This window comes from Pseudomonas endophytica, from assembly GCF_001411475.1.
GTDB classification, from domain to species: Bacteria; Pseudomonadota; Gammaproteobacteria; order Pseudomonadales; family Pseudomonadaceae; genus Aquipseudomonas; species Aquipseudomonas endophytica.
Map to the genome: position 1 here is coordinate 1 of NZ_LLWH01000166.1, position 26,042 is coordinate 26,042.

26 protein-coding genes and 1 pseudogene are annotated in these 26,042 nt (G+C 53.7%); 20 read left to right on the forward strand and 7 right to left on the reverse strand.

The window, feature by feature from the left end:
* Nucleotides 1–1,022 (reverse strand): aldehyde dehydrogenase family protein (locus AQS70_RS12210; RefSeq protein ID WP_055103037.1); only part of this gene is annotated, 1,022 nt, incomplete at its 3' end.
* Nucleotides 1,023–1,263: 241 nt separating this feature from the next.
* On the opposite strand from AQS70_RS12210, the gene AQS70_RS12215 reads away from it, so the two are divergent.
* From AQS70_RS12215 to AQS70_RS12230, 4 genes are all read left to right on the forward strand, one after another.
* On the forward strand, nt 1,264–1,626 hold the full coding sequence (locus AQS70_RS12215) for a cupin domain-containing protein (RefSeq protein WP_055103038.1): 363 nt from the start codon (nt 1,264–1,266) through the stop codon (nt 1,624–1,626).
* 214 nt (nt 1,627–1,840) lie between these two features.
* Nucleotides 1,841–2,137, forward strand: coding sequence for a hypothetical protein (locus tag AQS70_RS12220; protein WP_055103039.1), 297 nt, complete (start codon nt 1,841–1,843; stop codon nt 2,135–2,137).
* A gap of 62 nt (nt 2,138–2,199) precedes the next feature.
* Nucleotides 2,200–2,499: an I78 family peptidase inhibitor gene (locus AQS70_RS12225; protein WP_055103040.1), complete on the forward strand. Its 300-nt coding sequence runs from the start codon at nt 2,200–2,202 to the stop codon at nt 2,497–2,499.
* A gap of 9 nt (nt 2,500–2,508) precedes the next feature.
* A complete protein-coding gene (locus AQS70_RS12230) occupies nt 2,509–3,120 on the forward strand; it encodes a hypothetical protein (protein ID WP_055103041.1) in 612 nt (203 codons plus the stop codon).
* A gap of 122 nt (nt 3,121–3,242) precedes the next feature.
* Here AQS70_RS12230 and rpmG read toward each other — a convergent pair whose 3' ends face one another.
* Both rpmG and rpmB read right to left on the reverse strand, forming a co-directional pair.
* Complete coding sequence (rpmG, locus tag AQS70_RS12235) at nt 3,243–3,398, reverse strand: 50S ribosomal protein L33 (RefSeq protein WP_003437824.1); 156 nt, start codon at nt 3,396–3,398, stop codon at nt 3,243–3,245.
* Between the two features lie 11 nt (nt 3,399–3,409).
* Nucleotides 3,410–3,643, reverse strand: coding sequence for a 50S ribosomal protein L28 (gene rpmB, locus AQS70_RS12240; protein WP_019410280.1), 234 nt, complete (start codon nt 3,641–3,643; stop codon nt 3,410–3,412).
* Nucleotides 3,644–4,180: 537 nt separating this feature from the next.
* Between rpmB and AQS70_RS12250 the strand changes: the two genes are divergently transcribed.
* Nucleotides 4,181–5,767, forward strand: coding sequence for an ABC transporter substrate-binding protein (locus tag AQS70_RS12250; protein ID WP_055103043.1), 1,587 nt, complete (start codon nt 4,181–4,183; stop codon nt 5,765–5,767).
* Between the two features lie 3 nt (nt 5,768–5,770).
* On the opposite strand, the gene radC is transcribed toward AQS70_RS12250, so the two are convergent.
* On the reverse strand, nt 5,771–6,445 hold the full coding sequence (gene radC / locus AQS70_RS12255; RefSeq protein WP_055103044.1) for a RadC family protein: 675 nt from the start codon (nt 6,443–6,445) through the stop codon (nt 5,771–5,773).
* A 123-nt stretch (nt 6,446–6,568) separates the two neighbouring features.
* Between radC and coaBC the strand changes: the two genes are divergently transcribed.
* From coaBC to AQS70_RS12295, 8 genes and pseudogenes are all read left to right on the forward strand, one after another.
* The gene (gene coaBC, locus AQS70_RS12260; RefSeq protein WP_055103045.1) at nt 6,569–7,777 is read left to right on the forward strand and encodes a bifunctional phosphopantothenoylcysteine decarboxylase/phosphopantothenate--cysteine ligase CoaBC; all 1,209 of its coding nucleotides are present in this window, start codon (nt 6,569–6,571) and stop codon (nt 7,775–7,777) included.
* A 5-nt stretch (nt 7,778–7,782) separates the two neighbouring features.
* Nucleotides 7,783–8,238: a dUTP diphosphatase gene (gene dut, locus AQS70_RS12265; protein ID WP_055103046.1), complete on the forward strand. Its 456-nt coding sequence runs from the start codon at nt 7,783–7,785 to the stop codon at nt 8,236–8,238.
* Nucleotides 8,239–8,310: 72 nt separating this feature from the next.
* A pseudogene (locus tag AQS70_RS12270) lies at nt 8,311–9,687 on the forward strand (phosphomannomutase/phosphoglucomutase); the annotation flags it as partial.
* Between the two features lie 26 nt (nt 9,688–9,713).
* Nucleotides 9,714–10,622 carry an acetylglutamate kinase gene (gene argB, locus AQS70_RS12275; protein ID WP_055103048.1) on the forward strand — a complete coding sequence of 303 codons (909 nt, stop codon included), beginning with the start codon at nt 9,714–9,716 and terminating at the stop codon, nt 10,620–10,622.
* A 297-nt stretch (nt 10,623–10,919) separates the two neighbouring features.
* Nucleotides 10,920–12,950: a type VI secretion system tip protein TssI/VgrG gene (gene tssI, locus AQS70_RS12280; protein WP_055103049.1), complete on the forward strand. Its 2,031-nt coding sequence runs from the start codon at nt 10,920–10,922 to the stop codon at nt 12,948–12,950.
* Nucleotides 12,947–13,783 carry a DUF4123 domain-containing protein gene (locus tag AQS70_RS12285; RefSeq protein WP_055103050.1) on the forward strand — a complete coding sequence of 279 codons (837 nt, stop codon included), beginning with the start codon at nt 12,947–12,949 and terminating at the stop codon, nt 13,781–13,783. Before tssI ends, AQS70_RS12285 begins: the two co-directional genes overlap by 4 nt.
* Nucleotides 13,780–17,124, forward strand: coding sequence for a toxin VasX (locus tag AQS70_RS12290; RefSeq protein WP_055103051.1), 3,345 nt, complete (start codon nt 13,780–13,782; stop codon nt 17,122–17,124). The genes AQS70_RS12285 and AQS70_RS12290 overlap by 4 nt, the downstream gene beginning before the upstream one ends.
* Complete coding sequence (locus AQS70_RS12295) at nt 17,121–18,038, forward strand: hypothetical protein (RefSeq protein ID WP_055103052.1); 918 nt, start codon at nt 17,121–17,123, stop codon at nt 18,036–18,038. The genes AQS70_RS12290 and AQS70_RS12295 overlap by 4 nt, the downstream gene beginning before the upstream one ends.
* A 67-nt stretch (nt 18,039–18,105) precedes the next feature.
* On the opposite strand, the gene pyrE is transcribed toward AQS70_RS12295, so the two are convergent.
* Nucleotides 18,106–18,747: an orotate phosphoribosyltransferase gene (gene pyrE / locus AQS70_RS12300; RefSeq protein WP_055103053.1), complete on the reverse strand. Its 642-nt coding sequence runs from the start codon at nt 18,745–18,747 to the stop codon at nt 18,106–18,108.
* 82 nt (nt 18,748–18,829) lie between these two features.
* Between pyrE and AQS70_RS12305 the strand changes: the two genes are divergently transcribed.
* Both AQS70_RS12305 and AQS70_RS12310 read left to right on the forward strand, forming a co-directional pair.
* Nucleotides 18,830–19,609, forward strand: coding sequence for an exodeoxyribonuclease III (locus AQS70_RS12305; protein ID WP_003437806.1), 780 nt, complete (start codon nt 18,830–18,832; stop codon nt 19,607–19,609).
* Between the two features lie 231 nt (nt 19,610–19,840).
* A complete protein-coding gene (locus AQS70_RS12310; protein WP_055103054.1) occupies nt 19,841–20,044 on the forward strand; it encodes a hypothetical protein in 204 nt (67 codons plus the stop codon).
* Between the two features lie 90 nt (nt 20,045–20,134).
* Here the strand turns inward: AQS70_RS12310 and AQS70_RS12315 are convergent, their stop codons facing one another.
* On the reverse strand, nt 20,135–20,503 hold the full coding sequence (locus AQS70_RS12315) for a DUF4870 domain-containing protein (protein ID WP_055103055.1): 369 nt from the start codon (nt 20,501–20,503) through the stop codon (nt 20,135–20,137).
* A gap of 35 nt (nt 20,504–20,538) precedes the next feature.
* The gene (rph, locus tag AQS70_RS12320) at nt 20,539–21,261 is read right to left on the reverse strand and encodes a ribonuclease PH (RefSeq protein ID WP_055103056.1); all 723 of its coding nucleotides are present in this window, start codon (nt 21,259–21,261) and stop codon (nt 20,539–20,541) included.
* Between the two features lie 266 nt (nt 21,262–21,527).
* Here rph and AQS70_RS12325 point away from each other — a divergent pair, with 266 nt between their 5' ends.
* The 5 genes from AQS70_RS12325 to AQS70_RS12345 all read left to right on the forward strand — a co-directional run bounded on the left by AQS70_RS12325 (nt 21,528) and on the right by AQS70_RS12345 (nt 26,028).
* Nucleotides 21,528–22,391 (forward strand): YicC/YloC family endoribonuclease, encoded by an 864-nt coding sequence (locus AQS70_RS12325; RefSeq protein ID WP_055103057.1) that lies wholly within the window; start codon nt 21,528–21,530, stop codon nt 22,389–22,391.
* Nucleotides 22,392–22,404: 13 nt separating this feature from the next.
* Entirely contained in the window at nt 22,405–23,025 is a 621-nt protein-coding gene (gene gmk / locus AQS70_RS12330; RefSeq protein ID WP_055103058.1) for a guanylate kinase, read from the forward strand.
* Nucleotides 23,026–23,193: 168 nt separating this feature from the next.
* Nucleotides 23,194–23,457, forward strand: coding sequence for a DNA-directed RNA polymerase subunit omega (gene rpoZ / locus AQS70_RS12335; RefSeq protein ID WP_016782707.1), 264 nt, complete (start codon nt 23,194–23,196; stop codon nt 23,455–23,457).
* 60 nt (nt 23,458–23,517) lie between these two features.
* Nucleotides 23,518–25,623, forward strand: coding sequence for a bifunctional GTP diphosphokinase/guanosine-3',5'-bis pyrophosphate 3'-pyrophosphohydrolase (spoT, locus tag AQS70_RS12340; protein ID WP_055103059.1), 2,106 nt, complete (start codon nt 23,518–23,520; stop codon nt 25,621–25,623).
* Between the two features lie 24 nt (nt 25,624–25,647).
* Complete coding sequence (locus AQS70_RS12345) at nt 25,648–26,028, forward strand: RidA family protein (RefSeq protein ID WP_055103060.1); 381 nt, start codon at nt 25,648–25,650, stop codon at nt 26,026–26,028.
* Nucleotides 26,029–26,042 lie beyond the last annotated feature (14 nt).

The window sequence follows — 26,042 nt, forward strand, 5'->3', positions numbered from 1 at the left end:
ACGGTGGTTGATGGGTCCAGAGGGTTGCCTGGCTTCCATTCTTTGAGCGCCTCGATGACCAGAGGCAGGAATTTGTCTTTGATCGAACGCTCGACCAGCAGACGTGAACCGGCGGTGCAGACTTCGCCTTGGTTAAAAGCAATGGCGCTGGCAGCGGCTTGGGCAGCGGCTTGTAGGTCTGGAGCATCAGCGAACACGATGTTCGGGCTTTTACCGCCAGCTTCTAGCCAGATGCGCTTCATGTTGGACTCGCCCGAGTAAATCAGCAGTTGCTTAGCGATTTTGGTCGAGCCGGTGAACACCAGCGTATCAACGTCATTGTGCAAGGCCAGTGCCTTGCCTACCGTGTGGCCGTAGCCTGGCAGAACGTTCAGCACACCGGCTGGGATACCGGCTTCAACGGCCAGAGCCGCGATGCGGATGGCGGTCAGCGGGGATTTTTCGGACGGCTTGAGGATCACCGAGTTACCGGTTGACAGCGCAGGGCCGAGTTTCCAGCACGCCATCATTAGAGGGAAGTTCCACGGCACGATGGCAGCAACTACGCCGACGGCTTCGCGGGTTACTAGGCCCAGTTGATCGTGCGGGGTGGCTGCGACTTCATCGTAAATCTTGTCGATGGCCTCACCGCTCCAGCTCAGCGCGCCGGCAGCTCCCTGTACGTCGATGTTTAAGGAGTCACTGATAGGCTTGCCCATGTCCAGGGTTTCAAGCAGGGCCAGTTCTACGGCGTTTTGCTTGAGCAGACCGGCAAAGCGGATCATGGCGGCTTTACGTTTGGCTGGCGCCAGGCGCGACCAGACACCCGAGTCGAAGGTTGTGCGCGCGTTTTCTACGGCGCGCTGGGCATCTGCGGTATCGCAACTGGCAACCTTGCCCAGTAAGCGGCCATCGACCGGGCTGAGACACTCGAACGTTTCTTTGGACACCGCATCGGTGTATTCACCGTTGATGTAGGCGCGACCTTCAATGTTCAGCTGTTGGGCTCGTTGTTCCCAGTCTGCACGCGTCAGGGTGGTCATTCGAGTGTCCTCCTCTCATGTTGAAATACATTCGCCACGACGATTTTGGCATGGCGTTTCAGGAATGCTGTCCAATCCTCTAGAGTGATCGGCACGAGGCATGTGCCACCCTAAACCAGTGTCCTACGGACTTTCAATATATTTGACACTGAGGTCGCAAACGGCATGGCTTGTTCGTTTTAATAAACATAGACTCTAGTCTTTCAGACCAATCACGCTGTCTTTTCGGGGGGATAAATCAATGAACATTGAAAGCGTCGTCGACTTCAGCACCGCCAATACCAAAGCCGAGCGCTACAGTCAGGCACCCGAAAAATGCTTGAAGGGCAATCCCGAGCAAATCCAGCATAACCATTACGCCAGTGCCTGTGGGCAGTTAAACGCAGGCATGTGGGAAAGTGATGTGGGCCATTGGGAGGTCAATTTCACTGAGCACGAATATTGTGAAATTGTGCAGGGCGTTTCGGTGTTGCGTGACCGAGAAGGTAACGCCAAGACCCTGCGTACGGGGGATCGCTTTGTCATCCCGGCCGGCTTTAAGGGGACGTGGGAAGTGCTTGAGACTTGTCGGAAGTTTTACGTGACGTTTGAGCAGAAGCCCTGAAAGTCACGAACCAGAGCGTTTCCCAAAGCCCTGCCATCGTTAATGGCAGGGCTTTTTTTGTGCTGGATTTAATGTGGAGATAGGATGTATTCAGTTACAGCTTGGCGTCCGTCATATTTGAAATTAGATCCAGAATTTAATGTGTGCAGAGATTGATTTTATCGGTCTGCACAAGGGCTAAATTCGCCTACCTCTTAAATTAAAAGGAAACAATATGACAACGTTAATCTCTACCCAAAAATCTATTTTAGCTGCCCTTATTGTCACGGTATGTGCGTCTGCACCGGCCATGGCTGCCGAAGATGGGAAGTGCAGGACTGATATTTCATACAATACTCTAGTGCCCCTAGATGCCACGTCGGAAAACTTTGAAGTTCTGCGCAACGCATTTGAGGCAAAAAAAATACGCGTCGAGCGCAAAGGTATAGCCTATACAGCCGAATTCAATGAATATCGTTTGAGAATCAGTGTGGATGCGGATAATAAAATAAGCGGCTACCGCTGCGGGTAATTGGGTCCTAGTCGATATTTGCCAAGAATGTAAATGCTCGTTTTATTTTGCAAGGAAGTGAAATGAATACGTTATTTAATATGAAAAAAGTAGCCATTGCGTGCTCGATTGTCTTATGGGCAGGAAGCGTCCAAGTATCGGCTGCTGAAAGTGAACTAGGAAAATGCAATCTGGACTTCGCCCAGACCAAGATCCTGCATGCGGCAACCCCTGAGTTTGTAGAAAGCATACGCCAGCGCTCCGGCGCGACGGTGACGCGCGTTGAAAGGCCGGGCGAGATCTACACAAATGAGTACAACGCAGATCGGCTACGCGTCATTGTCAACAAAAACAATATTATTCAACATTATGTGTGTGGATAAGGTGGGCGTATGAAATACTCACTGGATCAAGAAAAAAGCTTCTGTGCAGATATCTACTGGAAGGGTAAAGACCAAGTACTGCATAAAGTCGCTGCTACGATGAATAATGAGACTATTTTTAAAAATAATGACGGTTGGCTGTTTGCAGGAAAAGATAATTACACAAAGCGCTTGAGTAATGGAATGATCTGGGACCGTTATTTGGTGGAGTTAAGTTTTTGGTTTGGTTGTTATGTGCGTGAGGATGGCCGGCACCTTTATCGTATCGCCTCCTTCACACGCCACCTTGCACAGCATGACGATAGAAACCACCGTTTTAATGGGCATCAGGTTGATATCAGTAGAGGTGGTTTTTTAGGTTTGTACGATATTCACGTTGACTATATCCACCCTGGGAGATACTTGGAGAAGTTGTTGTTTCAACTTGATAACCTTCCGCCCGAGGCTAAAGATATAGGCCAAGTTTTTAACAATGTGCAGTTGATCAGCCCTAACGGACATCAGATCAGGGGGGTAGATGATGAAGGTTATCCTTTCTTGAATGAACGCGTGCCAGGGGAAATGGGCTCGTTCACGCTGAAAGTGCTTGAAGCGAGATACCTATTTCCGTATCCAGGATAGGATTTTCAACATCAGGTTCTGTAGGGGGCTGACCGCTGTATCCCCACATTCCGAGGTTTGCATGAGCAACAAAAAAGGCCCGTATCGCGAGATAAGGGCCTTTTTTGTAGAAGAAAAACCAATTACTTGATTTTGGCTTCTTTGTAGATAACGTGCTTGCGAACCCGCGGATCGAATTTTTTGATTTCGATTTTGTCCGGAGTGGTGCGCTTGTTCTTATCTGTGGTGTAGAAATGGCCTGTACCAGCGCTCGACACCAAACGGATCAATTCACGCATGATTAGCTCCCTTAGATCTTGCCAGCGCGACGGATTTCGGCCAGCACGACAGTGATGCCACGCTTGTCGATGATACGCATGCCTTTAGCAGATACGCGCAGACGCACGAAACGTTTCTCTTCTTCAACCCAGAAGCGGTGATGCTGCAGGTTCGGCAGGAAACGACGACGGGTTTTGTTATTTGCGTGGGAAATGTTATTCCCAGTCACCGGACCCTTACCGGTAACTTGACAGACTCTCGACATGCCTCAGCCCTCTAAAACCACATGCCCAACCCGGCATGGGTTGGCCGCTTAATCTCTCAGTCATTTGGCGCTAGGCGCCGCGTTTCTTTAAGGGTCTTACCGGCTACACCTACAAACGAAGGAACCGGGCCCCTAGAAAAGAGCGCTGCTTTATACCAGAAAGACTAAAGCGCAACAACAAGCAGTGTGATTTGTTGTGATTAATAAAGGCGGCATTCTAGCGTGAACCCTTGCTAAAGCCTATGCCTAGCGAGGGCGAACCGCTCGTCGCTAGATTAAAGGTTTCAGGTGAGGTGCCGGCCAATCTTGATGTGGACCTTGCCTCTGGAAACCAGAATTTGAGGACGCTGATGACCGTAGGAGCTGCCGAAGGCTGCGATCTTTTTATTCCGGGAGATCTAAAGATCGCAGCCTTCGGCAGCTCCTACGGGTGAACGATGCTATTAAAGAGTAGTCATTTATCAATCCGATCACTAGGGTAGACCTTTTCCAGACTGCACTCGCAGATGGGCCAACGACTTGCAAAGGAATCAGAATATGCGTCTCGCTGCTGCCCCCTTGTTGCTTACCTTTTGCCTGAGCCCGCTGGCTCAAGCGGCCACCCTGAGTGTTTGCACCGAGGCAAGCCCTGAAGGCTTCGATGTTGTGCAGTACAACTCGCTGACCACGACCAATGCTTCAGCTGACGTATTGATGAATAGCTTGGTCAACTATGACGCGCAAGCCGCCAAATTGGTGCCCAGCTTGGCGCAGAGCTGGTCAGTGTCGCCTGACGGCCTCGTGTATGAGTTCAAACTGCGCCCAGGGGTCAAGTTCCATAGCACGCCTTACTTCACCCCGACTCGCGAATTGAATGCCGATGACGTGCGCTTCAGCTTCGAACGCATGCTCGACACTGACAACCCGTGGCATAAGGTGGCGCAAAGCGGCTTCCCGCATGCACAGTCTCTGCAACTGCCTGAGCTGATCAAAAAGATTGAAACCCCCGATCCGCTGACCGTGCGCTTTACCCTCAGTCACGCGGATTCAACGTTTTTGCCCGCTTTGAGCATGGGCTTTGCGTCGATCTATTCGGCTGAATATGCGGATAAATTGCTAAAGGCTGGCACTCCCGAGCTGATGAACAGCGAGCCGATTGGTACGGGCCCCTTTGTGTTCAGCCGTTACCAAAAGGATGCAGTGGTTCGTTACAAGGCCAACCCTGATTATTTCGCAGGCAAACCCGCGCTCGATGGGCTGATTTACGCCATTACCCCAGATGCCAATGTTCGTCTTCAAAGACTGCGGCGCAACGAGTGCCAGATTGCACTCTCGCCCAAGCCGTTGGATGTTGAAGCCGCGCTTAAAGACTCCGCACTGGCAGTCGCTCAGACACCAGCCTTCATGACCGCGTTTGTAGCCCTCAACACACAGCACCCGCCATTAGACAAGCCAGAAGTGCGTCAGGCCATTAATCTGGCGTTTGACAAAGAGACGTACCTCAAAGCGGTGTTTGAAAACAGCGCACAGGCTGCCAACGGTATATATCCAGCGAACACTTGGAGCTACGCCAAAGACTTGCCAGGCTATGCCTATGACCCGCAAAAGGCTCGAGATCTGCTGGCCAAGGCGGGCCTTAAGGACGGTTTTAAAACCACTATTTGGACGCGTCCTACTAGCAGCGTACTGAACCCCAACCCGAGTCTGGGTGCTCAGTTGCTGCAAGCGGATTTGGCAAAAATTGGTATCGAAGCGGATATTCGGGTGATCGAGTGGGGCGAGTTGATTCGTCGCGCCAAAGCGGGCGAACACGATTTGCTGTTTATGGGCTGGGCGGGCGATAACGGTGACCCGGACAACTTCCTAACGCCGCAGTTTTCATGCGCGGCGGTGAAGTCTGGGACCAACTTTGCGCGCTACTGCGATAAAACTCTCGACAACCTAATAAGCCAAGGTAAAACCGTCAGCGATCAAGACAAGCGCAGCGCGTTGTATCAAAAAGCTCAGGCATTGATTCAGCAGCAGGCGCTGTGGCTGCCGCTGGCGCATCCAACGGCCTACGCGCTAACCCGTAAAGATGTACAGGGTTATCAGGCAAGCCCATTTGGGCGCCAGGACTTTTCGACGGTTAGCGTTAAGCCTTAAGCGTCACATCCAGCCGTACTCGACCATCGACAGCGGTTCACCGTCGCCGACGATAAAGTGATCCAGTACTCGCACTTCGATCAGATCCAGCGCCTCTGTAAGGCGCTGGGTCAGGGTGCGGTCGGCTTGGCTAGGTTCGCAGATGCCTGAAGGGTGGTTATGGCAAAAAATAACGGCTGCCGCGTTATGCGCCAGTGCGCGCTTAACCACTTGGCGAGGGTAAACACTCGCGCTGTCGATAGAGCCTCTAAACAGCACCTCAAACGCCAGCATGCGATGTTTAGAGTCCATAAACAGGCAGCCGAACACTTCATGCGGCTCGTGTCGCAGCAAGGACTTTAGATAGTCGCGAACGGCCTGTGGGCTCTCCAGCGCAGAGTCTCTGCGCAGACGTTCGGCCAAATGCCGACGGCCCATTTCCAGTACGGCTTGCAGTTGGCTGAACTTGGCTGGCCCCAATCCGAGCTGCTGGCAAAACGCTTCGAGATCCGCTTCCAGCAAGGCCCTTAGGCTGCCGAACTCGTTGAGTAAATGCCGAGCTAAATCGACCGCACTTTTGCCTGATACCCCTGTGCGCAGGAAGATTGCCAACAATTCGGCATCGGAAAGGCTGGCAGATCCATGTGCTAAAAGCTTCTCGCGCGGTCGTTCGGCCGCGGGCCAATCTCTAATACTCATCACACCTTCCTTGTCAGTAGGCGCCGCTGTTCCGTAGCAAGCGCTGTGTTATCTTAGCCCATCATTATTGCGTGGCATTTGGCCATTTTCCGCGCAGTCATCATCGAACTAAAAGGCAGGCCTATGCAGCGGCTGTATCGAAAACGCATTGTTTTGGGCGTCGGCGGCGGCATTGCTGCTTACAAGAGTGCAGAGCTGGTTCGCCGCCTGCTGGATCAAGGTGCTGAAGTCCGTGTTGTCATGACCCGAGGCGGCAGTGAGTTCATTACTCCACTGACCATGCAGGCTTTGTCTGGACACCCCGTTCACCTGGATTTGCTAGATCCAGAAGCAGAAGCCGCCATGGGCCACATTGAGTTGGCCAAATGGGCTGATCTGGTGCTCATCGCGCCTGCAACCGCCGACTTGATCGCCCGTCTGGCGCAGGGGTTGGCTAATGATTTGCTGACCACGCTGGTATTGGCCACGGACGCGACGGTTGCCATCGCTCCTGCTATGAATCAGGCCATGTGGCGCGATCCGGCGACTCAGGCCAATACACAATTGCTCCAAAGCCGTGGCCTTAAGGTGGTTGGCCCGGCCTCCGGCAGCCAAGCCTGTGGTGACGTGGGCTTTGGCCGCATGCTAGAAGCCGAAGACTTGGTGCATTGCGCGGCTGAGTGTTTCCAGCGTCAGGCGCTGACCGGTAAGCATGTACTGATCACGGCGGGACCAACCCAAGAAAACATCGACCCGGTGCGCTACATCACCAACCATAGCTCCGGGAAAATGGGTTTTGCTTTGGCAGAAGCCGCGGCTGAAGCGGGTGCTCGTGTCACGCTGATCACTGGCCCCGTGCATTTGCCAACACCAGATCGCGTCACCCGTATCGACGTGGTCAGCGCTCGCGACATGCTCGCCGCGTGTGAGGCTGCCATCCCTTGCGACGTGTTTATTGCTTCCGCAGCGGTTGCAGACTACCGGCCCGAAGTCGTTGCCCCGCAAAAACTTAAAAAAGACCCTACCAAAGGCGACGGCCTGTTGCTGCAAATGGTGCGCAATCCAGACATTCTGGCCACTATTGCAACCCGTCCTGACCGCCCCTTTAGTGTTGGTTTCGCAGCGGAAACTGAGCACTTGCTCGATTACGCAGCGCGCAAGCTTAAAGACAAAAATCTCGACCTGATTGTGGCCAACGATGTGGCTAACCCCAGCATCGGTTTCAACAGTGAAGAAAACGCCTGCAGTGTGATTGATCGCGACCTGCACGCCACCGTATTTGCCCAGACCAGCAAGGGTAAGATTGCCCGCCAGCTGGTCACTTTTATCGCCGAACGTCTGAACCAGGTTTAACTCGTATGCACGCTTTGCAAGCCAAAATCCTTGATCCACGCATTGGTAACGAATTCCCGCTGCCGCACTACGCGACACCCGGCTCTGCGGGTCTTGACCTGCGCGCCATGCTCAAAGAAGACACCGTTCTTGAACCCGGCCAAACCCTGCTCATCCCAACGGGTCTGTCGGTGTACATTGGCGATCCGGGCTTGGCTGCGCTGATCTTGCCGCGCTCGGGCTTGGGCCACAAACACGGCATCGTGCTGGGTAATCTGGTTGGTTTGATCGACTCCGATTACCAAGGTGAGCTGATGGTGTCGTGCTGGAACCGTGGCCAAACGGCGTTCACTGTCACCATCGGCGAGCGTATTGCGCAATTGGTGCTGGTGCCGGTGGTACAGGCGCACTTTGAGCTGGTAGAGCAGTTCGACGAAAGTCAGCGTGGCGCAGGTGGCTTTGGCCACTCTGGCACTCTCTAACCCTATTTATACGTATTCACCAAACTCTCTAAGAATGGAGTCTTCACCGTAATGAGCAGCCCTGATTCGGTCGCCCCACGTTTTCCGGACACCATTTTTCGCGCCTATGACATTCGCGGTGTCGTGCCCCAAACATTGACTGCTGAAACCGCTTATTGGATCGGTCGCGCGATTGGCGCCGAAAGTTTGGCCAAAGGTGAGCCTCATGTATCGGTAGGTCGCGACGGTCGCTTGTCTGGCCCGGCGCTGGTCGAACGCTTGATTCAGGGCGTTGCCGACAGCGGTTGCCAGGTCAGCGACGTGGGCTTGGTGCCCACTCCCGCGCTGTATTACGCCGCCAACGTGTTGGCCGGCAAGTCGGGGGTGATGCTGACGGGCAGTCATAACCCATCGAACTACAACGGTTTTAAAATCGTAATCGCCGGTGACACGCTGGCCAACGAGCAAATTCAGGCGCTACACACCCGCCTCAAGGCCAACGACCTGACGTGGGGCGAAGGCAGCATTGAGCGTGTCGATATTTTGCCGCGCTACTCGGCTGAAATTACCCGCGATATCACGCTGGCGAAGCAGCTCAAAGTGGTCGTCGATTGCGGTAACGGTGCTGCCGGTGTGATCGCCCCGCAACTGCTCCAAGCGCTGGGCTGTGAAGTGATTCCGCTGTTCTGTGAGGTGGACGGTCACTTCCCGAACCATCACCCGGATCCGGGCAAGCCTGAAAACCTTGTCGACCTGATTGCCAAAGTAAACGAAACCAACGCCGATGTGGGTTTGGCCTTTGATGGCGACGGCGACCGTGTGGGTGTGGTGACCAACAAAGGCACGATGGTCTTCCCAGACCGGTTGCTGATGCTGTTCGCGCAGGACGTGCTGGAGCGCAACCCGGCGGCCGAGATCATTTTCGACGTGAAGTGCACCCGCCGCCTAACACCGCTGATTAATGAATACGGCGGTCGCCCACTGATGTGGAAGACCGGCCATTCTTTAATCAAAAAGAAGATGAAAGAAACCGGCGCCTTACTGGCCGGTGAAATGAGCGGGCACATCTTTTTCAAAGAGCGCTGGTTCGGTTTTGATGACGGCATCTACAGCGCCGCTCGCCTGTTGGAGATCCTCAGCAAACAGTCAATGACCGCTGAGGATCTGTTTGAGACGTTCCCCAACGATATTTCTACGCCAGAGATCAATATCGATGTGACGGACGAGAGCAAATTCAGCATCATTGACGCCCTGCACGACGCGCAATGGGGGGAAAACGCCGAGCTGACGTCGATTGATGGCGTGCGCGTCGACTATCCAAACGGCTGGGGCCTGGTTCGCGCCTCCAACACCACTCCGGTGCTGGTGCTGCGATTCGAGGCTGATAACGAGGCCGAACTGCAACGCATCAAGGCTGTCTTTCACGCTCAACTCAAGCGTGTGGCACCTGATCTCCAACTACCGTTTTGATCGACTTTGTTTTACCGGAGCCCTGAATGACCCTCGAACGTGAAGCCGCCTCTAACGTCGCCAAGGTTTTGTCCGAAGCGCTGCCTTACATTCGCCGCTATGTCGGCAAGACGCTGGTCATCAAGTACGGCGGCAACGCGATGGAGAACGATGACCTGAAAACCGGTTTTGCGCGCGACATCGTATTGATGAAAGCGGTGGGTATCCACCCGGTCGTGGTACACGGCGGCGGCCCGCAAATCGGTGATCTGCTCAAGCGTTTGTCGATCGAGAGTCATTTTATCGACGGCATGCGTGTGACCGACTCGCAAACCATGGACGTGGTTGAAATGGTGCTTGGCGGGCATGTGAACAAAGACATCGTTAACCTGATCAACCGCCATGGTGGCAGCGCTATCGGTCTAACCGGTAAAGATGCCGGGCTGATCCAGGCTAAAAAGATGGTAGTGAAGCGCCAGACGCCGGAAATGACCACGCCTGAAATCATCGACTTTGGTCATGTGGGCGAGGTCACGGGCATCAATACCGACTTGCTGAACATGTTGACCAAGGGTGACTTCATCCCGGTCATCGCGCCGATTGGTGTGGGGCCTAATGGTGAGTCGTACAACATCAACGCTGATTTTGTCGCAGGCAAAGTAGCGGAAGCACTGAAAGCCGAGAAGCTGATGCTGCTGACCAACATTGCCGGTTTGATGGATAAGCAAGGTCAGGTGTTGACCGGCCTGACCACCGCTCAAGTGGATGGGCTTATTGAAGACGGCACTATTTACGGTGGCATGCTGCCGAAAATTCGATGCGCGCTGGAGGCGGTGCAAGGTGGCGTGACCACTGCGCACATTGTCGATGGCCGCGTACCGAACGCGGTGCTGCTCGAAATCTTCACCGATACCGGCGTAGGGACATTGATCAGCAACAGCAAACCTGCGGCTTAAGACTCAAGGCTTTGCTCGCGATCTTTAAAGATCAAAAGATCGCGAGCAAGCTCGCTCCTACGGGGTATGCGACAAATACCTTTTGAAAGAGTCGCCTAATTTTTGTAGGAGCTGCCGAAGGCTGCGATCTGTTGATCCTCAAAAGATCGCGAGCATCAGGAAGCCCGCCGATTGCTGTGGATCTCCGATAACGAAGGGCATATTCCTTCGCAAGTAAAGACTCCTCCTACATCCGCCACTGTTCCCATCCTTTAGCGTTCACTCCTTTGCGCTGACCCCGTGTCAGAGGAGTCATGGATGCTCGCGTCTGCTCGCGATAACACGTTTAGCCTGAATATCAACGCATGCCCTTATCCGGTTCAGGTACTGGCATTCAGCGGTGACGAAGCGCTCAGCACCCCTTTTAGTTTTGAGATTGAGTTGCTTTGCGAGCGCTCTGATCTGAACCTCGAAATGCTATTACACACGTCCGCCTTTCTGGCATTTGACCGCCATGGGCATGGTGTCCACGGGCAGATTTGTCACATTGCCCTGTGCAGCCCAGGCATTGGTCTGGCGCACTATCGGCTCACGCTGATGCCGCGTCTGGCCGATCTGAAGCACCGGACCAATCAGCGTATTTTTCAAAACCAGACCGTGCAGCAGATCATTGAAACCCTTCTCAACGAGCACGGCATCCATGGCGATGCCTACGGTTTCACCCTGCAATCCACCTACGAGCCGCGTGATTACTGCGTGCAGTACGCCGAGTCAGACCTGCGTTTTATTCAAAGGCTGTGCTTTGAAGAGGGCATTCATTACCACTTCAAGCATTCGCCTGACGCACATTACTTACAGTTCGGTGATGGTCAGTCGGCTTTCATGCCGCTGAAACAGGCAACCTCCTATCAGCCCAGTCATGGGATGGTCGCCGCAGAACCTGCGATTCAGCATTTTGATCTGCGTTTTCAAACGCGCACCAACAGCACTGTGCGCCGTGATTACGATTTTCAAGTGGCCAGTCGCACACTTCAGGTGGGCAACCGGACTAACCCCAGCCAAGGCTCCCTTGAGCATTACACCTACCCAGGTCGTTTCAATAATGATGCCCAGGGTGAGCGCCTGAACCAGAGGGCGCTTGAGCGACATCAGAGTGATTCTCGTCAGGCCAGTGGGCGCAGTGACCAACCTGCGTTGTGCAGCGGTCACTTTTTAACCCTCACCGAACACCCTTACCGTGATTGGAATGCGCCGTGGTTGCTGACCCACGTTCACCATGAAGGTAAACAGCCGCAAGTGCTGGAAGAGCGGGGCGTGCGCTCGACCCTTAGGCATTCGCTGGAGTTTACCGAGGGCTATCGCAATCACTTTCTGGCCATACCCGAGAGCGTGACGTACCGCTCGCCAGACGTTTATGAAAAGCCACGCATTCATGGCAGTCAAACGGCCCGTGTCACCGGCCCTGCTGGGCAAGAAGTCCACTGTGATCAGTTCGGCAGGGTCAAGGTACGTTTTCATTGGGATCGCAGTGATCGCAACGACGACACCAGCAGTTGCTGGCTGCGTGTCGCCTCCAGTTGGGCTGGCGACCGCTACGGCGCTGTGATCCTTCCACGCGTGGGGATGGAGGTGCTGGTCAACTATTTAGAAGGGGATGTTGACCAGCCGGTGATCGCGGGGTGCTTGGTATCGAGCATTACCCCGTCGCCACTCGTACTGCCCGCTGATAAAACCCAAAGCATCTTGCGCAGTCGCAGTACACCGGGAGGTGTCGGCTATAACGAACTACGCCTCGAAGATCGCCAAGGCCAAGAGAAAATCTACCTGCGCGCTCAACGCGATATGCAGCAACACATTGAAAATGACAGCCGATTGCAGGTCGACGGCAAACGCGAAGAAACCATCCTAGGCAACAGCGTGGTGGTGCTTGACGCTGAAGATCAGCAGACCGTCAGTGCCGATCGTATGACTGAAGTGCAAGGCAATGACTTTCACGCCGTCGCCATCAGCAGCCATACCCGTGTAGGGCTACACATGGCCGTTGAAGCGGGAGTACACGCGCACTTCAAAGCCGGGGCCACGCTGGTCGTCGATGGCGGCCCGTTGCTGACCTTAATGGCGGGCGGACAACACCTGCAACTCACTCCCGCCGGGATATACACCAGCTCGCCTATTTTGCCGGGCGGTGTGCCAATACCGGGCATGCCCGCGCTGTTGGCGGTAACGCAAGGCGTTGAAGCGATGACGGCCATGGCGTTGGCCGATCAGGCGCAAGCATTCGAAATGTCAGCCGACGAGGTAGAGCCGGTTTGCTTGATTTGCCAAGTCTTGAAGGAGGATCAAGCATGACGCGAGCGTACCTGTTGCTCGACAGCAACCAGATTCCAAACCTTTACGCGCGCCTGTTTCAATTGGCGCAGAACACCCTCCCGCACGCCTTGTACTTGACCACCCGTTACGCCGACTTGGCGAGTGTGGGGCCAGTGTTGATAGCGGTCGAGCCCAATGGTCCTCTGGCTAAAGCCTTCACCGAAGAGTGGCAGACTCGCGCCGGAATCTGGCTTGAGACAGTGGCGGATGAAGCCGATCTGATTGCGCATTTGCGCAGCCTTATTCATGTGCAACTGGAAGGCGACGTCAGTGCACTGTTCCGATTTTACGACCCGCGAATCACTCGTTTATGGCTGGCCGACCTGATGGATGCCGAGCGAGATCGGTTAATGGGGCCGGTGTGCACCATCCGCTTGCCGGATGGTTTTTATATCCAGCAAAAAAATTCGAACCAACCGTGCGGCCACTACGCCGCAACCCCTTGGCTGACCTTAAGCGCGCAACAGCTTGAGGATTTGTGCCAAGGCAAAAGAGACCAATTTGCGCAACGAATGGTTGATCACTGTCAGCGCTATTTCCCGCAGTGCTTGCACGGTGTGCAAGCGCAAGCCCAGCAGCAATGGGCGCAAGACTGCCAGCGCAGTGCAGCGCGCCACGGCTACAGCGCAGAGGATGAGGTGATGTGTTGGATCGGGTTGTATGCGTACTACGGTGAGGCGTTTGCAGAGGGGGATGGTCACGAGGTGTACCGTCAATTACTGGCCGCACGCAACGTGACACCGCAGCAGCGACTGGATGACTTACTGGGCGAGTTAACACGTCAACTCATCACTGGGGAGGTGAGCGCATGAGTGCTGATAAACGCTTGCGTTCAGTGGTTAGCCTGTCAGAGGCCACAAGAACAGCCAAAGCTCGCCCCCATACCGACATCAACAGTAACGTCAGGCAATGTCAGGCCAGCCCGTCACAGATTTTCGTGGTTCCGGTGCGTTACGCCCTCGGCGAAGAGCCCGCGATGCGCTCAGAGTTTCACCCTGTGGTTAAGGCGATAAGCCATCCGGCTTTTCAACCCGGCGTCACGACTCACAGCCATCCGATGGCCGCTCGGCTATTGCGTTCAGGTTTTGTCTACGTGTGGCAAGGAAGTGGCCCGTTGCAGCGTTATGCCATGGCCGAAAACCATCTTTTGCGCGCCCAAGCGTTGGACGACGATGACACGGTCGTCCAATTCGGCACTTTGAGCGGTATCGCGTTGGACAAGCACCAAGAAGCTTGGATGCTCTACAGCGAAATCCCGCTCAACCCCGTTGCTTGCGCACAACTCAGTGAGCCTGAAATCCGTGCCAAGCGCATGCGCCGTCTTGATTTACGACAGGTCGCGAACACCCTGCACGCGCCGCATTGTGTGCCGCTTAAAGCTGCCAACAGCGTTATGGGCGAGTTAATCCCCGAGTTCTATGACTTGGCCCTGACGATTGATTACCAGCGCAATCAGACCGAACTGCAAGCGTGTGCCCAAGCGTTGGGCCACAAGGCGATTGAAACGCCGACGCCTGACGCTATCAATGCCTATACCCACACTCAGCGCTGGCTCAACGAGCGCGCCAAAGTTGCCGCCCAGTACCCCGCGGTTCCGGCTGAAATTTCTGCGCCGGGCGAATGGAGTACGGTGCCTTGGGAACCGACCACTGCACAAAGCCTAATGGAAATCGCCCACACACAATCGGGCGGTTTATATACCGTGCTGGCGTGTCTGGACGACGACCTAGGCGTACTGCGCGACATCAACCACGAACAAGAGCAGGTCGAGTCTCGGCATGAGAAATGGCAGGCCGATAACAACCTGCGGCTGAGCATTGGCGGGTTTGTGCGCAGCTTGATTACCCAAGATGCCGACGAAGTGGTCGGGATGTTGATTTACCGTTATCGAGAACAGGACATTGAACTGACGCGTGAGCAGGGGCAATTGTTGCTTAATGCGCGCACGCGACTGGAGCAATTAGCCAAAGAGCGCTATACCGCCAACATACGACGCAGTACTACCCACAGCAACCAAGAAGCCGATACCCGACTAATCGAAATCCACCTTCGCGAACAAGCCGCCGTAGCGCCGATACGCGGATTTATCCCACTCAAACTTCACGATGAAGTCCTCCAAGTGGTGCGCGACTACCAAGAAAGCAAAGTGAACAACCTTAGAAACACGCAGGCGAGTGACAAGGTTGAGCAATACATCGACCTACCAGCCATGAACCATTGGCTAGACGAAACGGCTACGGCACATTTTGATCATGTTAAAAGCCGACACGAAGCACTTTATGCCGATCGTGGTACTTACTTGTTACGGCACCGTAGCGGCACGTGGTTTGTTGATTATGACGATAGCGCGCACCGTCAATGGTTGAATGAGTTGGCTTTAGCCTGTCTTAGTGCTCAGTGCTTGCGAAAAGTTGGGGCTGAGCAATACGCGGAGTATGTGCGCAGTGCTGATGAGGGCGCATTGCGCCAATTGTTTTACGGCTGGAGTCCGACCCTTGAGGGCGCGGTTAATAGCATCAGTCGAGCAACTGAATTGATGGCTGCGTTAGAAATTGAAAATCAGGCCAATGCGATGGTTGCGTTGAGCAAGGCATTGGGACCGCAAGGTTTCAACATCCTATCTGGCCTCACTGAGTTGTCGAACAACGCCAATAGCCTTTGGAACCACTTAATAAAACGCTTAAGTGCATCGTTGTTGCTACTCAGCAGTAAAGTAGGCGAACCGTTGAAAGGGTCTTTGCTGGCAATGATGACGGTAGTGCGTGCGGCCAATCAAATTGGTTTGCGGCTAGTTATCCAAGAAAAACATCATGTTTTAAAGCAATTTGGCAAGGTGGCAGAAGACCTCACACAATGGGTTAATACCACCGGCAACGCTATCGGCCGTGGTCATGTTTCTAAAATCGTCAACTCTGTGGCAGTAAAAAACAGTGGTGGGTTAGTGGCGCTGTCGGCGTTACTTCTTAATACTTGGAATGCCAGTAATTATCTCGGGCAGGCCAAAATGCTAGAGGGGATGGATCAACAGCGGGTTTATGACACAGCGTCTGCGACGTTATATGCCGGGGCGGCGTTGGTGGCGGTTATTGATAGCCAGTTCGGCAAGACAGCTCAGTTTTCGATTGGCCGAACCAGGGCGCCTATACGAACTCTCTTGGGAGGGGTTATTGGAGGGCTATCTGGTCTAGCTGCATTATACGAATTTAGGTCCCTGCAGCTACAACTTGAAAGCATGCAGGACTCTATCGATCCTTGGCTGAAAATGCGTAGAAGCGTGGTAGCTGGTCAAGTTGCTGTTTACGGAGCTGTTTCACTCAATGTTATTGTTTATATCTCTAGAGTTATCGGCGGAAATTTACAAGCTACATTTGCTTATTCGCGTTTTTTATTTTGGACGGGGCCGATTACCATTCTGATTGCTGCACTGGGCGTGCTTTACTTAATCACTTGGTATTTTCAGCAGAAGCCTATGCAGAACTTTCTAAATTATTGTTGCTGGTCAAAATCTCGCGCTAAAGATCTGAGCCCAATAACACCTGAGGCTCAGCAAAACGAGCTTAACCGCTTGTACGTTATTCTTTACACTCCGAGAGTTAGCTTTGAACCAGTTGGCCCAAGTAGTGTAATGAACGCTTTGCAGTCGGGCGTAACAAAAAGTGAAATAAAAATGCTCACTGTTGACCTGCCAGGGGCCGAGCCCACTAATGTTTACTTAGATATATCCCTGATCGGTAATCCACTAGATACCATAGCGATGCGCGAGCGGATAAAGAGTGGTGAGGGCAAACATTCTCTTGAAGAGCCTATGCAAGACATCGGAGAAAGCTGGATGCAGAGCAGTAATTGTGAGTGGATTCCGCATACTCAAGGAAACGGCTTGCGTTTGAGTGGCCCTTTTAACCCCGTGCCTAATAGATTCGGTTCTAAACCCACGATCGTGTCTTTGCGCTTGCGATATCACACTCCTTTAACTTCGATACTAGGCGCTCTTAATTTTATGGGTGGAGAACGGGGTGTCGCTTTCACTTTGAGTGCTGCAACTGGAGTCATAGCCTTACGTGAAGACCCAACCCCAGAGCTGGACAGTGCAAAGCGCCACCCTTTGGGCGGCCAGCAACGTTCGATTTTCTTAAAGACAGATAACAAAAAATGAAGTTGCCAACAGCAGGTACGAGTAAGAAAGGTCTATTTTCTCAACAAGATTATCTTGCGCCACTGCCCATACCCACAGGTCAGTCTGCAGTCGATATGCTTAACGTTATATGGTGTAAGAATGATGTGTATTTGGATGTTGGAAGTTATAACATCAGTTTAGGCGTGATGGTTTTGTGGCCAATGATTGTGCTCATGTTGTCCATTGGTTATGCGACAAATGACTCTGATGTTTATTGGTACGGAGCTTATACATTAGCTATTCCTATAGTGTTTTTTATTTATATGCTGCTCCAGCCGGCACCATTACCCATCCGTTTCAACCGTCAGCGTCGAGAAGTCTGTATTCCTCTTAAAGATGGTAAGCACTGGATTGTGCCGTGGGAGTCGGTAAGCGCTGTAGCCTCAGTGCACTCGACTTTCAGTCAAGTGGGTAAGCATTCGATGGGGATGCTGTTTATAGGCTTTGATAATCCAGACCCACACGCTAAGGCCGAAGATAAGCACTTTTCTATAGGTTTTAACTGCGGCTCGGATGAAGGTTCGATGGCGCAGTGGGAGTGTATGCGCAGTTTTATGGAGATGGGTCCGCATGTTGTAAAGGATGAAAGTGCTAGGTTTCATTACACCAAAGGTATATTGGCGACTTATATAGACAGTCTTTTCATTGCTGCTAAGCGTAAAGGCTGGTTCATGACGTTGTTGTGGGAAGGATTCTGTGGAGTATTTATATTCAATTCCTTCCTTATTGATGCGCTTGAGCGGCTAAAGCTGTATCCGCTCCCCGAGTTTATTAGCCCAGACATCATCGAATGGTCCAAACCCCTCCCACCGGATCAATGGGCCAAACGCTCACCAGAGCTGGAAATCGCCATTGCCCAGCGCGAAGCCGAATTGGCCGCACAGGCTGGCTGATCTGCAAAAACAAAACGGGGAGGCGCGATTGGTTTCGCGCCTCCCCCGTGGAGAGCAGACAGTCTGCTTAGATCCCGTACTGTGCCCGGTACGCCTCAACGGCTGGCAGGTATTGTTTCAATGTTTCATCTTCTGCCAAGAATTGCAGCACCTGTGTCAGCGATACGATGCTGACCACCGGCATGCCGAAGTCGCGTTCAACCTCTTGGATGGCGGATAACTCGCCGTTGCCGCGCTCTTGGCGGTTCAGGGCGATCAATACGCCCGCAGCCTTGGCGCCTTGGGTTTCAATGATTTGCATGACTTCACGGATGGCGGTGCCCGCCGTGATGACGTCGTCAATGATCAAAATATCGCCTTCTAGGGGCGATCCGACCAAGCTGCCACCTTCGCCGTGTGCTTTGGCTTCCTTACGGTTGAAGCACCAAGGTACGTCGCGCTCGTGATGCTCGGCCAGCGCTACTGCGGTGGTCGCAGCCAAAGGAATACCTTTGTAGGCCGGGCCAAACAGCACGTCGAATGAAATACCGCTGTCGACGATGGCCGCGGCGTAGAAACGGCCCAGTTGCGCCAGCGCAGAGCCGGTGTTAAACAGACCCGCATTGAAGAAATAAGGGCTGGTACGCCCGGACTTCAGGGTGAACTCACCGAAGCGCAAAACGCCGCGATCAATGGCAAAACGGATAAAGTCGCGCTGATACGCTTGCATGAAAATGGCCCCAGATACCACGGATTTAGCTAATTAGTAAGACGGCGTGTATCATACACGCACGTGATTTTTGGGGCCATTTATGCGGATCATCAGTGTGAACGTTAATGGTATTCAGACGGCAGTCGAGCGCGGTTTGCTCAGTTGGCTGCAAGCTCAGAATGCCGACGTTATCTGCCTGCAGGACACCCGCGCCTCCGCCTTTGAGCTGGACGACCCGGCCTACCAGCTGGATGGCTACTTTTTGTATGCATGCGAAGCTGAAGTCCCTGCCCAAGGCGGCGTGGCTTTGTACTCGCGGTTGCAGCCTAAAGCAGTCATCACCGGGCTTGGTTTCGAGACGGCCGATCGCTACGGGCGCTACCTGCAAGCCGATTTCGATAAGGTCAGCATCGCGACCTTACTGCTTCCTTCGGGGCAGAATGGCGATGAAGACTTGAACCAAAAGTTCAAGCTAATGGACGATTTTGCGCGCTACCTAGATAAGCAGCGTCGCAAGCGTCGTGAGTACATTTACTGCGGCTCGTTGTACGTGGCGCAGCAGAAACTCGACATTAAAAACTGGCGTGATAGCCAGCAGTCTCCCGGTTTCCTTGCGCCTGAGCGGGCTTGGATGGATGAGATTGTCGGCAACATGGGCTATGTGGATGCCCTGCGTGAAGTCAGTCGTGAAGGCGATCAGTACAGCTGGTGGCCGGATAACGAACAGGCTGAGATGCTGAATCTAGGCTGGCGTTTCGACTATCAGTTGTTGACACCTGGCTTGCGCCGCTTTGTTCGCAGTGCTCGCTTGCCGCGTCAGCCACGTTTCTCGCAGCACGCGCCATTGATCGTGGACTACGATTGGACACTGACTATCTAAGTGTTGATTCGATGTCATAAAAATGCCCGTATCGAAAGATGCGGGCATTTTTTATGCCCGTACACGTTGCTGGAGCTGGACGTACGGGTAAGCGCATTTTGGCAAAACATTGAGCTACATCTTTATGGCGCATTGAGAAAAAACGACAAATATGTAGTGCATGGGGAGGGGGTAAGCCCAACAGAATGGCGTGGTCCACTTGGGCATTTCATACATTTAAAGGATTAAGCTATGAACAATGATGAAGTTAAAAAAGCGATTAGCCATTTGATCGGCACACCGTATGTGCCCAGCGTTAAAGCCTACATCAGCGAACTTACCGGACGCACTCGCGTTGTCGGCGTTAACGAAGTGTCCACCAAAGAGATGGATCCTAATAGGATCCATCTGATAGGTGATGACAACAATTGCATCGCGTCCTTTCAGTTTGGTTGAAATCTGACTTAGGGCACGGCAAAACAGTAAAAGCCCGGATTTTTTCGATCCGGGCTTTTACTAGCGAAACTTTGCAGGTGATTGGGCTGACTACTTAATTGGCCGCCAAGTGAACGGATAGCGGTATGCCACTCCGTCGTTAGCCTTAACCCCGGCAATCACCACCAGTACTACGGCACCGATGAACACTAGGCCGAGTAAAGCGAAGCCAATCAGCACAAACATCAGCACGTAGCAAATAGCCGAAGCAATCGCCACGGTGATCTGAAAGTTCAGCGCCTCTTTACCTTGAGCGTCGATAAAGGGATCGCTCTCGCGCTTGAGCTGCCAAACGATCAGCGGCCCAATCAGGTTGCCAAACGGAAACCACATCCCAAGGAACGCCGAAAAGTGACAAAACATCGCCCATTGGCGAGCTTCACGGCTCGGCTTAGGGTTTGAAAGGTCTAACTCTGTCATGGCGTTCTCCTGTCGATCATCAAGGGGGTTGGCAATCAGTCAGCCAATGCCGCTTGTTGCAGTGCGAATATCTCGGTCATGCCTTTTTGAGCCAATGCCAACATGGCGTTCAGCTCTTGTGGCTGGAATGGCGCGCCTTCGGCAGTACCTTGAACTTCGATGAAACCACCGGTGCTGGTCATCACGACGTTCAAGTCGGTTTCGGCTGCCGAGTCTTCAAGGTAATCCAGATCAAGAACGGGTTCACCTTGATAGATGCCGACCGATACGGCGGCGATCATTTGTTTAATCGGGTCGCCGCCTTTAAGGCCGCCGCGCTTTTTGATCACTTTGAGGGCGTCAACCAGTGCAACCATTGAGCCGGTGATCGACGCAGTACGGGTGCCGCCGTCGGCCTGAATCACATCGCAGTCGACGTACAACGTGATGTCGCCCAGTTTAGACATGTCTAAGGCTGCGCGCAGCGAGCGGCCGATCAGGCGCTGAATTTCTAGGGTGCGACCACCTTGCTTACCACGGCTGGCTTCGCGCTGGTTACGTTCGCCAGTGGCGCGCGGCAACATGCCGTACTCAGCTGTCAGCCAGCCTTGACCCTGGCCTTTAAGGAAGCGCGGTACACCGTTTTCGACGCTGACGGTGCAGATGACTTTAGTGTCACCAAACTCGACCAGTACAGAACCCTCTGCGTGTTTGGTGTAGTTGCGTGTGATGCGGATCGGGCGCAGCTGATCGGCAGCGCGACCACTTGGACGTTTCATGTGGGATACCTGTACGGGACGGAAAACTGCTGAGCATTATAAAGGCCGTGACAGATCAGGGCACATTTAAAAAACAGTCCAAATCTGTAGCCCCTTTTATTTTCAAACGCCAGGGCCGTTAACCAAGCCATCGCAGCCTGCGCCAGCGGTTACAGCTATGAGTGCTTTTGCGACAGACGCCATTTGGGCCAGCCCGCTGCACTGCGTTACACTTCGCGGCCTTATACAGCCGCCCGAATTCACTCATCAGATCGCGAGGTATCTCCATGGTGCACAGCATGACCGCCTTTGCCCGCGTTGAAAGCGCTGGTACTCAGGGCACCCTGAGTTGGGAGCTGCGCTCGGTCAACAGCCGATACCTGGAGCCGCATCTGCGTTTGCCGGAGTCTTTTCGGGAGCTTGAAGGTGCTGTGCGGGAAGCGCTGCGACAGGGTATTTCCCGAGGCAAGCTGGAGTGCACGTTGCGCTTCATCGAAGAAAGCGCCGGCAAACCGCTGCAAGTCAATCGCGAGCGGGCAGCGCAACTGGTTGCCGCCGCCGAGACGATTGCCAGTCTTATCAAGCAGCCCGCGGCCCTAAATCCACTCGAAGTTTTGGCTTGGCCCGGTGTTCTGGTGGCCGATGCCGCCGACCCGCAAGCGCTAAACACACAGGCGCTGGCGCTGTTCAAGCAAGGCTTGCAAGAGCTCAAAAGTGGCCGCGAGCGTGAAGGCTCTGAACTGGCGCGCTTGATCAGCGAACGTTTGAGCGCCATTGAGAGTGACGTCGAAACCTTGCGTGAGCAGGTCCCGCATATGCTCGCCACTCAGCGGCAAAAGGTGTTGGATCGCTTTGCAGATATGAAGGCCGAGCTTGATCCGCAGCGCCTTGAGCAAGAAATGGTCATGCTTGCGCAAAAAAGTGACGTCGCCGAAGAGCTTGATCGTCTCAGCACCCACATTCTTGAAGTGCGACGCGTGCTCAAATCGGGCGGAGCGGCCGGTCGTCGACTCGACTTCCTCATGCAAGAACTTAACCGTGAGGCCAACACCCTCGGTTCCAAAGCATTCGACCCACGCAGCACTCAAGCGGCGGTTAACCTTAAAGTGTTGATCGAGCAAATGCGTGAACAAGTACAGAATATTGAGTAAGGCTCACTTCGACATGACCCACAGCACTGGCACTCTTTACATTATTTCTGCGCCTTCAGGTGCGGGAAAAAGCAGCTTGGTCAAAGCGCTGATTGACATTGAGCCGCAGATTTGTGTCTCGGTGTCGCACACCACCCGGGCCATGCGCCCCGGCGAAAAGAACGGTGTGCACTATCACTTCGTTGAGCGCGAAGAGTTCGTGAAGATGATCGAACACGGTGATTTTCTTGAGCGTGCTGAAGTATTTGGCAATCTATATGGCACTTCGCAAAGCTATTTGCAGCAGACGCTGGATGAAGGCCATGACCTGATTCTGGAAATCGACTGGCAAGGTGCCGAGCAGGTCCGCAAGCTGATGCCTCAGGCGCGTTCAATCTTTATTTTGCCGCCGAGCCAGCAGGCGTTGCGTGATCGCTTGGACAATCGTGGGCAGGACAGTGCTGAAATTATTGACGGCCGTATGCGCGAAGCCGTGAGTGAAATGAGCCACTACGTCGACTACGACTACCTGATCATTAATGATGACTTTGCGCTGGCACTGGATGATTTGAAGGCCATTTTCCATGCCAGTCGTCTCCAGCAAAAACGCCAACAGCAGCGCTATGGTAAATTGCTGGCCGAATTACTGGGTTAAACAGCACTTCCCAAAACCTCTGCAAGGGCTTTAAATTGGCACTTACAGAAGTATTGGGCAGGGCGAGTTAAAAATCAGCGCTTCCCTAATGGCTGGTGATTTTTTAAACTGTCGAGTCCGCTCGCCCATCCGGGCAGCGCGCATATTGCATTTGCTACGAGGAAGACCATGGCCCGCGTAACCGTTGAAGACTGTCTAGAACACGTGGATAACCGCTTTGAGCTGGTCATGCTGTCTACCAAGCGTGCCCGCCAACTGGCCACCGGTGGTAAAGAGCCTCTGGTTCAGTGGGAAAACGATAAGCCTACCGTCGTTGCCCTGCGTGAAATCGCAGAAGGCCTGATGAGCTACGAGTTTATCGCTAACGCTGAAATCGTCGAAGACGAACCGCTGTTCGCAGCGTTCGAGGACGAGTCCAACGAGGCTAACTAAGCCTATGCCCGGTCGACGTAGTACGGCGAAGGGTTCACAGTTTTGGCAGGAGGCTCCCTCATGCCGAGCATAGACTCCCTCGCCGACAGCTTGTCGACCTACCTCAGTGCGGACCAGGTCAATCTGGTCCGACGAGCGTATTTTTACGCAGAACAAGCCCACGACGGCCAACGCCGACGCAGCGGCGAGCCTTATGTCACGCACCCGCTGGCAGTGGCAAACATCCTTGCCGACATGCATATGGACCATCAGAGCTTGATGGCAGCCATGCTGCATGACGTGATCGAAGACACCGGTATTGCCAAAGAAGCGTTGGTTGCGCAATTCGGCGAAACGGTGGCCGAACTGGTCGATGGCGTCAGTAAGCTGACCCAGATGAACTTCGAAACCAAAGCTGAAGCCCAGGCTGAAAACTTCCAGAAAATGGCCATGGCCATGGCCCGCGATATTCGCGTCATTCTGGTCAAGCTGGCTGACCGCTTGCACAACATGCGTACCCTCGAAGTGTTGTCCGGCGAAAAACGCCGACGGATAGCCAAGGAAACCTTGGAAATCTATGCCCCAATTGCCAATCGGCTGGGCATGCACAACATTCGTATCGAATTCGAAGACCTCGGTTTCAAGGCGATGTACCCGATGCGCTCCGCGCGCATTTATCAGGCGGTCAAACGTGCCCGGGGCAACCGCAAGGAAATCGTTAACAAAATCGAAGAATCGCTTAGCCACTGTCTGGCCGTTGATGGTATTCAGGGTGAAGTGAGCGGGCGTCAAAAGCATATCTACGGCATCTATAAAAAGATGCGCGGCAAACGCCGGGCGTTCAACGAGATCATGGACGTGTACGCCTTCAGGATCATCGTTGATAAAGTAGACACCTGCTATCGGGTGCTGGGCGCTGTACATAATTTGTACAAGCCACTGCCGGGTCGTTTCAAGGATTACATCGCAATTCCTAAAGCCAACGGCTATCAGTCGCTGCATACCACGCTGTTTGGCATGCACGGCGTACCGATCGAAATTCAGATCCGTACCCGTGAAATGGAAGAAATGGCCAATAACGGTATCGCCGCGCACTGGTTGTATAAATCCAGTGGCGATGAGCAGCACACGGGCACCCACGCCCGAGCGCGACAATGGGTTAAAGGCGTGCTGGAGATGCAGCAGCGCGCGGGCAACTCCCTCGAATTTATCGAAAGCGTAAAAATCGACCTGTTCCCGGACGAGGTCTACGTCTTTACGCCCAAAGGCCGGATCATGGAGTTGCCCAAAGGCTCCACGGCGGTCGACTTTGCCTATGCCGTCCACACAGACGTCGGCAACAGCTGCATTGCGTGCCGAATCAATCGTCGTCTCGCGCCGCTGTCCGAGCCGCTGCAAAGTGGCTCCACGGTCGAGATCGTCAGCGCTCCCGGCGCACGTCCAAATCCGGCATGGCTCAACTTTGTGGTCACTGGCAAGGCGCGAACGCACATTCGCCATGCGCTGAAACTGCAACGCCGCTCTGAGTCGATCAGCCTCGGCGAGCGCCTGCTGAATAAGGTGCTAAACGGCTTTAATAGCGCCCTGGACAAAATCCCCGTCGAACGCGTTCAGGCCATGCTCCATGAGTATCGGTTGGAACACATCGAAGACCTGCTTGAAGACATTGGCTTGGGCAACCGCATGGCTTACGTGGTTGCTCGACGCTTATTAGGCGAAGGCGAGCAGTTACCAAGCCCAGAGGGTCCGCTGGCGATCCGTGGAACCGAGGGGCTGGTACTCAGTTACGCCAAGTGCTGTACGCCGATTCCGGGCGACCCGATTGTCGGTCACTTGTCTGCTGGTAAAGGCATGGTTGTGCACTTGGACAACTGCCGCAATATCAGTGAGATCCGTCATAACCCTGAAAAATGCGTCCAGCTATCATGGGCCAAGGACGTTACTGGCGAATTCAACGTTGAATTGCGCGTCGAGCTTGAACACCAGCGCGGCTTGATCGCATTGTTGGCCAGCAGCGTCAACGCTGCCGACGGCAACATCGAAAAAATTAGCATGGACGAACGCGATGGTCGTATAAGCGTGGTCCAACTGGTAGTCAGCGTGCACGACCGCGTGCACCTGGCGCGTGTGATCAAAAAACTGCGCGCCCTCACCGGGGTCATTCGCATCACTCGTATGCGTGCGTAGCCACCTAATTACAAGGAGTCACTCATGTCCAAGACTGTAATCACCAGCGATAAGGCACCTGCTGCAATCGGCACCTACTCTCAGGCGATCAAAGCTGGCAATACTGTCTACATGTCCGGTCAAATTCCGCTGGACCCAAAAACCATGGAACTGGTTGAAGGCTTTGAAGCCCAGACCGTTCAGGTGTTCGAAAACTTGAAATCGGTAGCTGAAGCCGCAGGTGGTTCGTTCAAAGACATCGTTAAGCTGAACATCTTCCTGACCGATCTGAGCCACTTCGCCACGGTCAACGAGATCATGGGCAAGTACTTCGAGCAACCTTATCCAGCTCGCGCCGCCATCGGCGTTGCCGCCCTGCCAAAGGGTTCGCAGGTTGAGATGGACGCTATTCTGGTGCTTGAGTAAGACCCTCGGCGCAG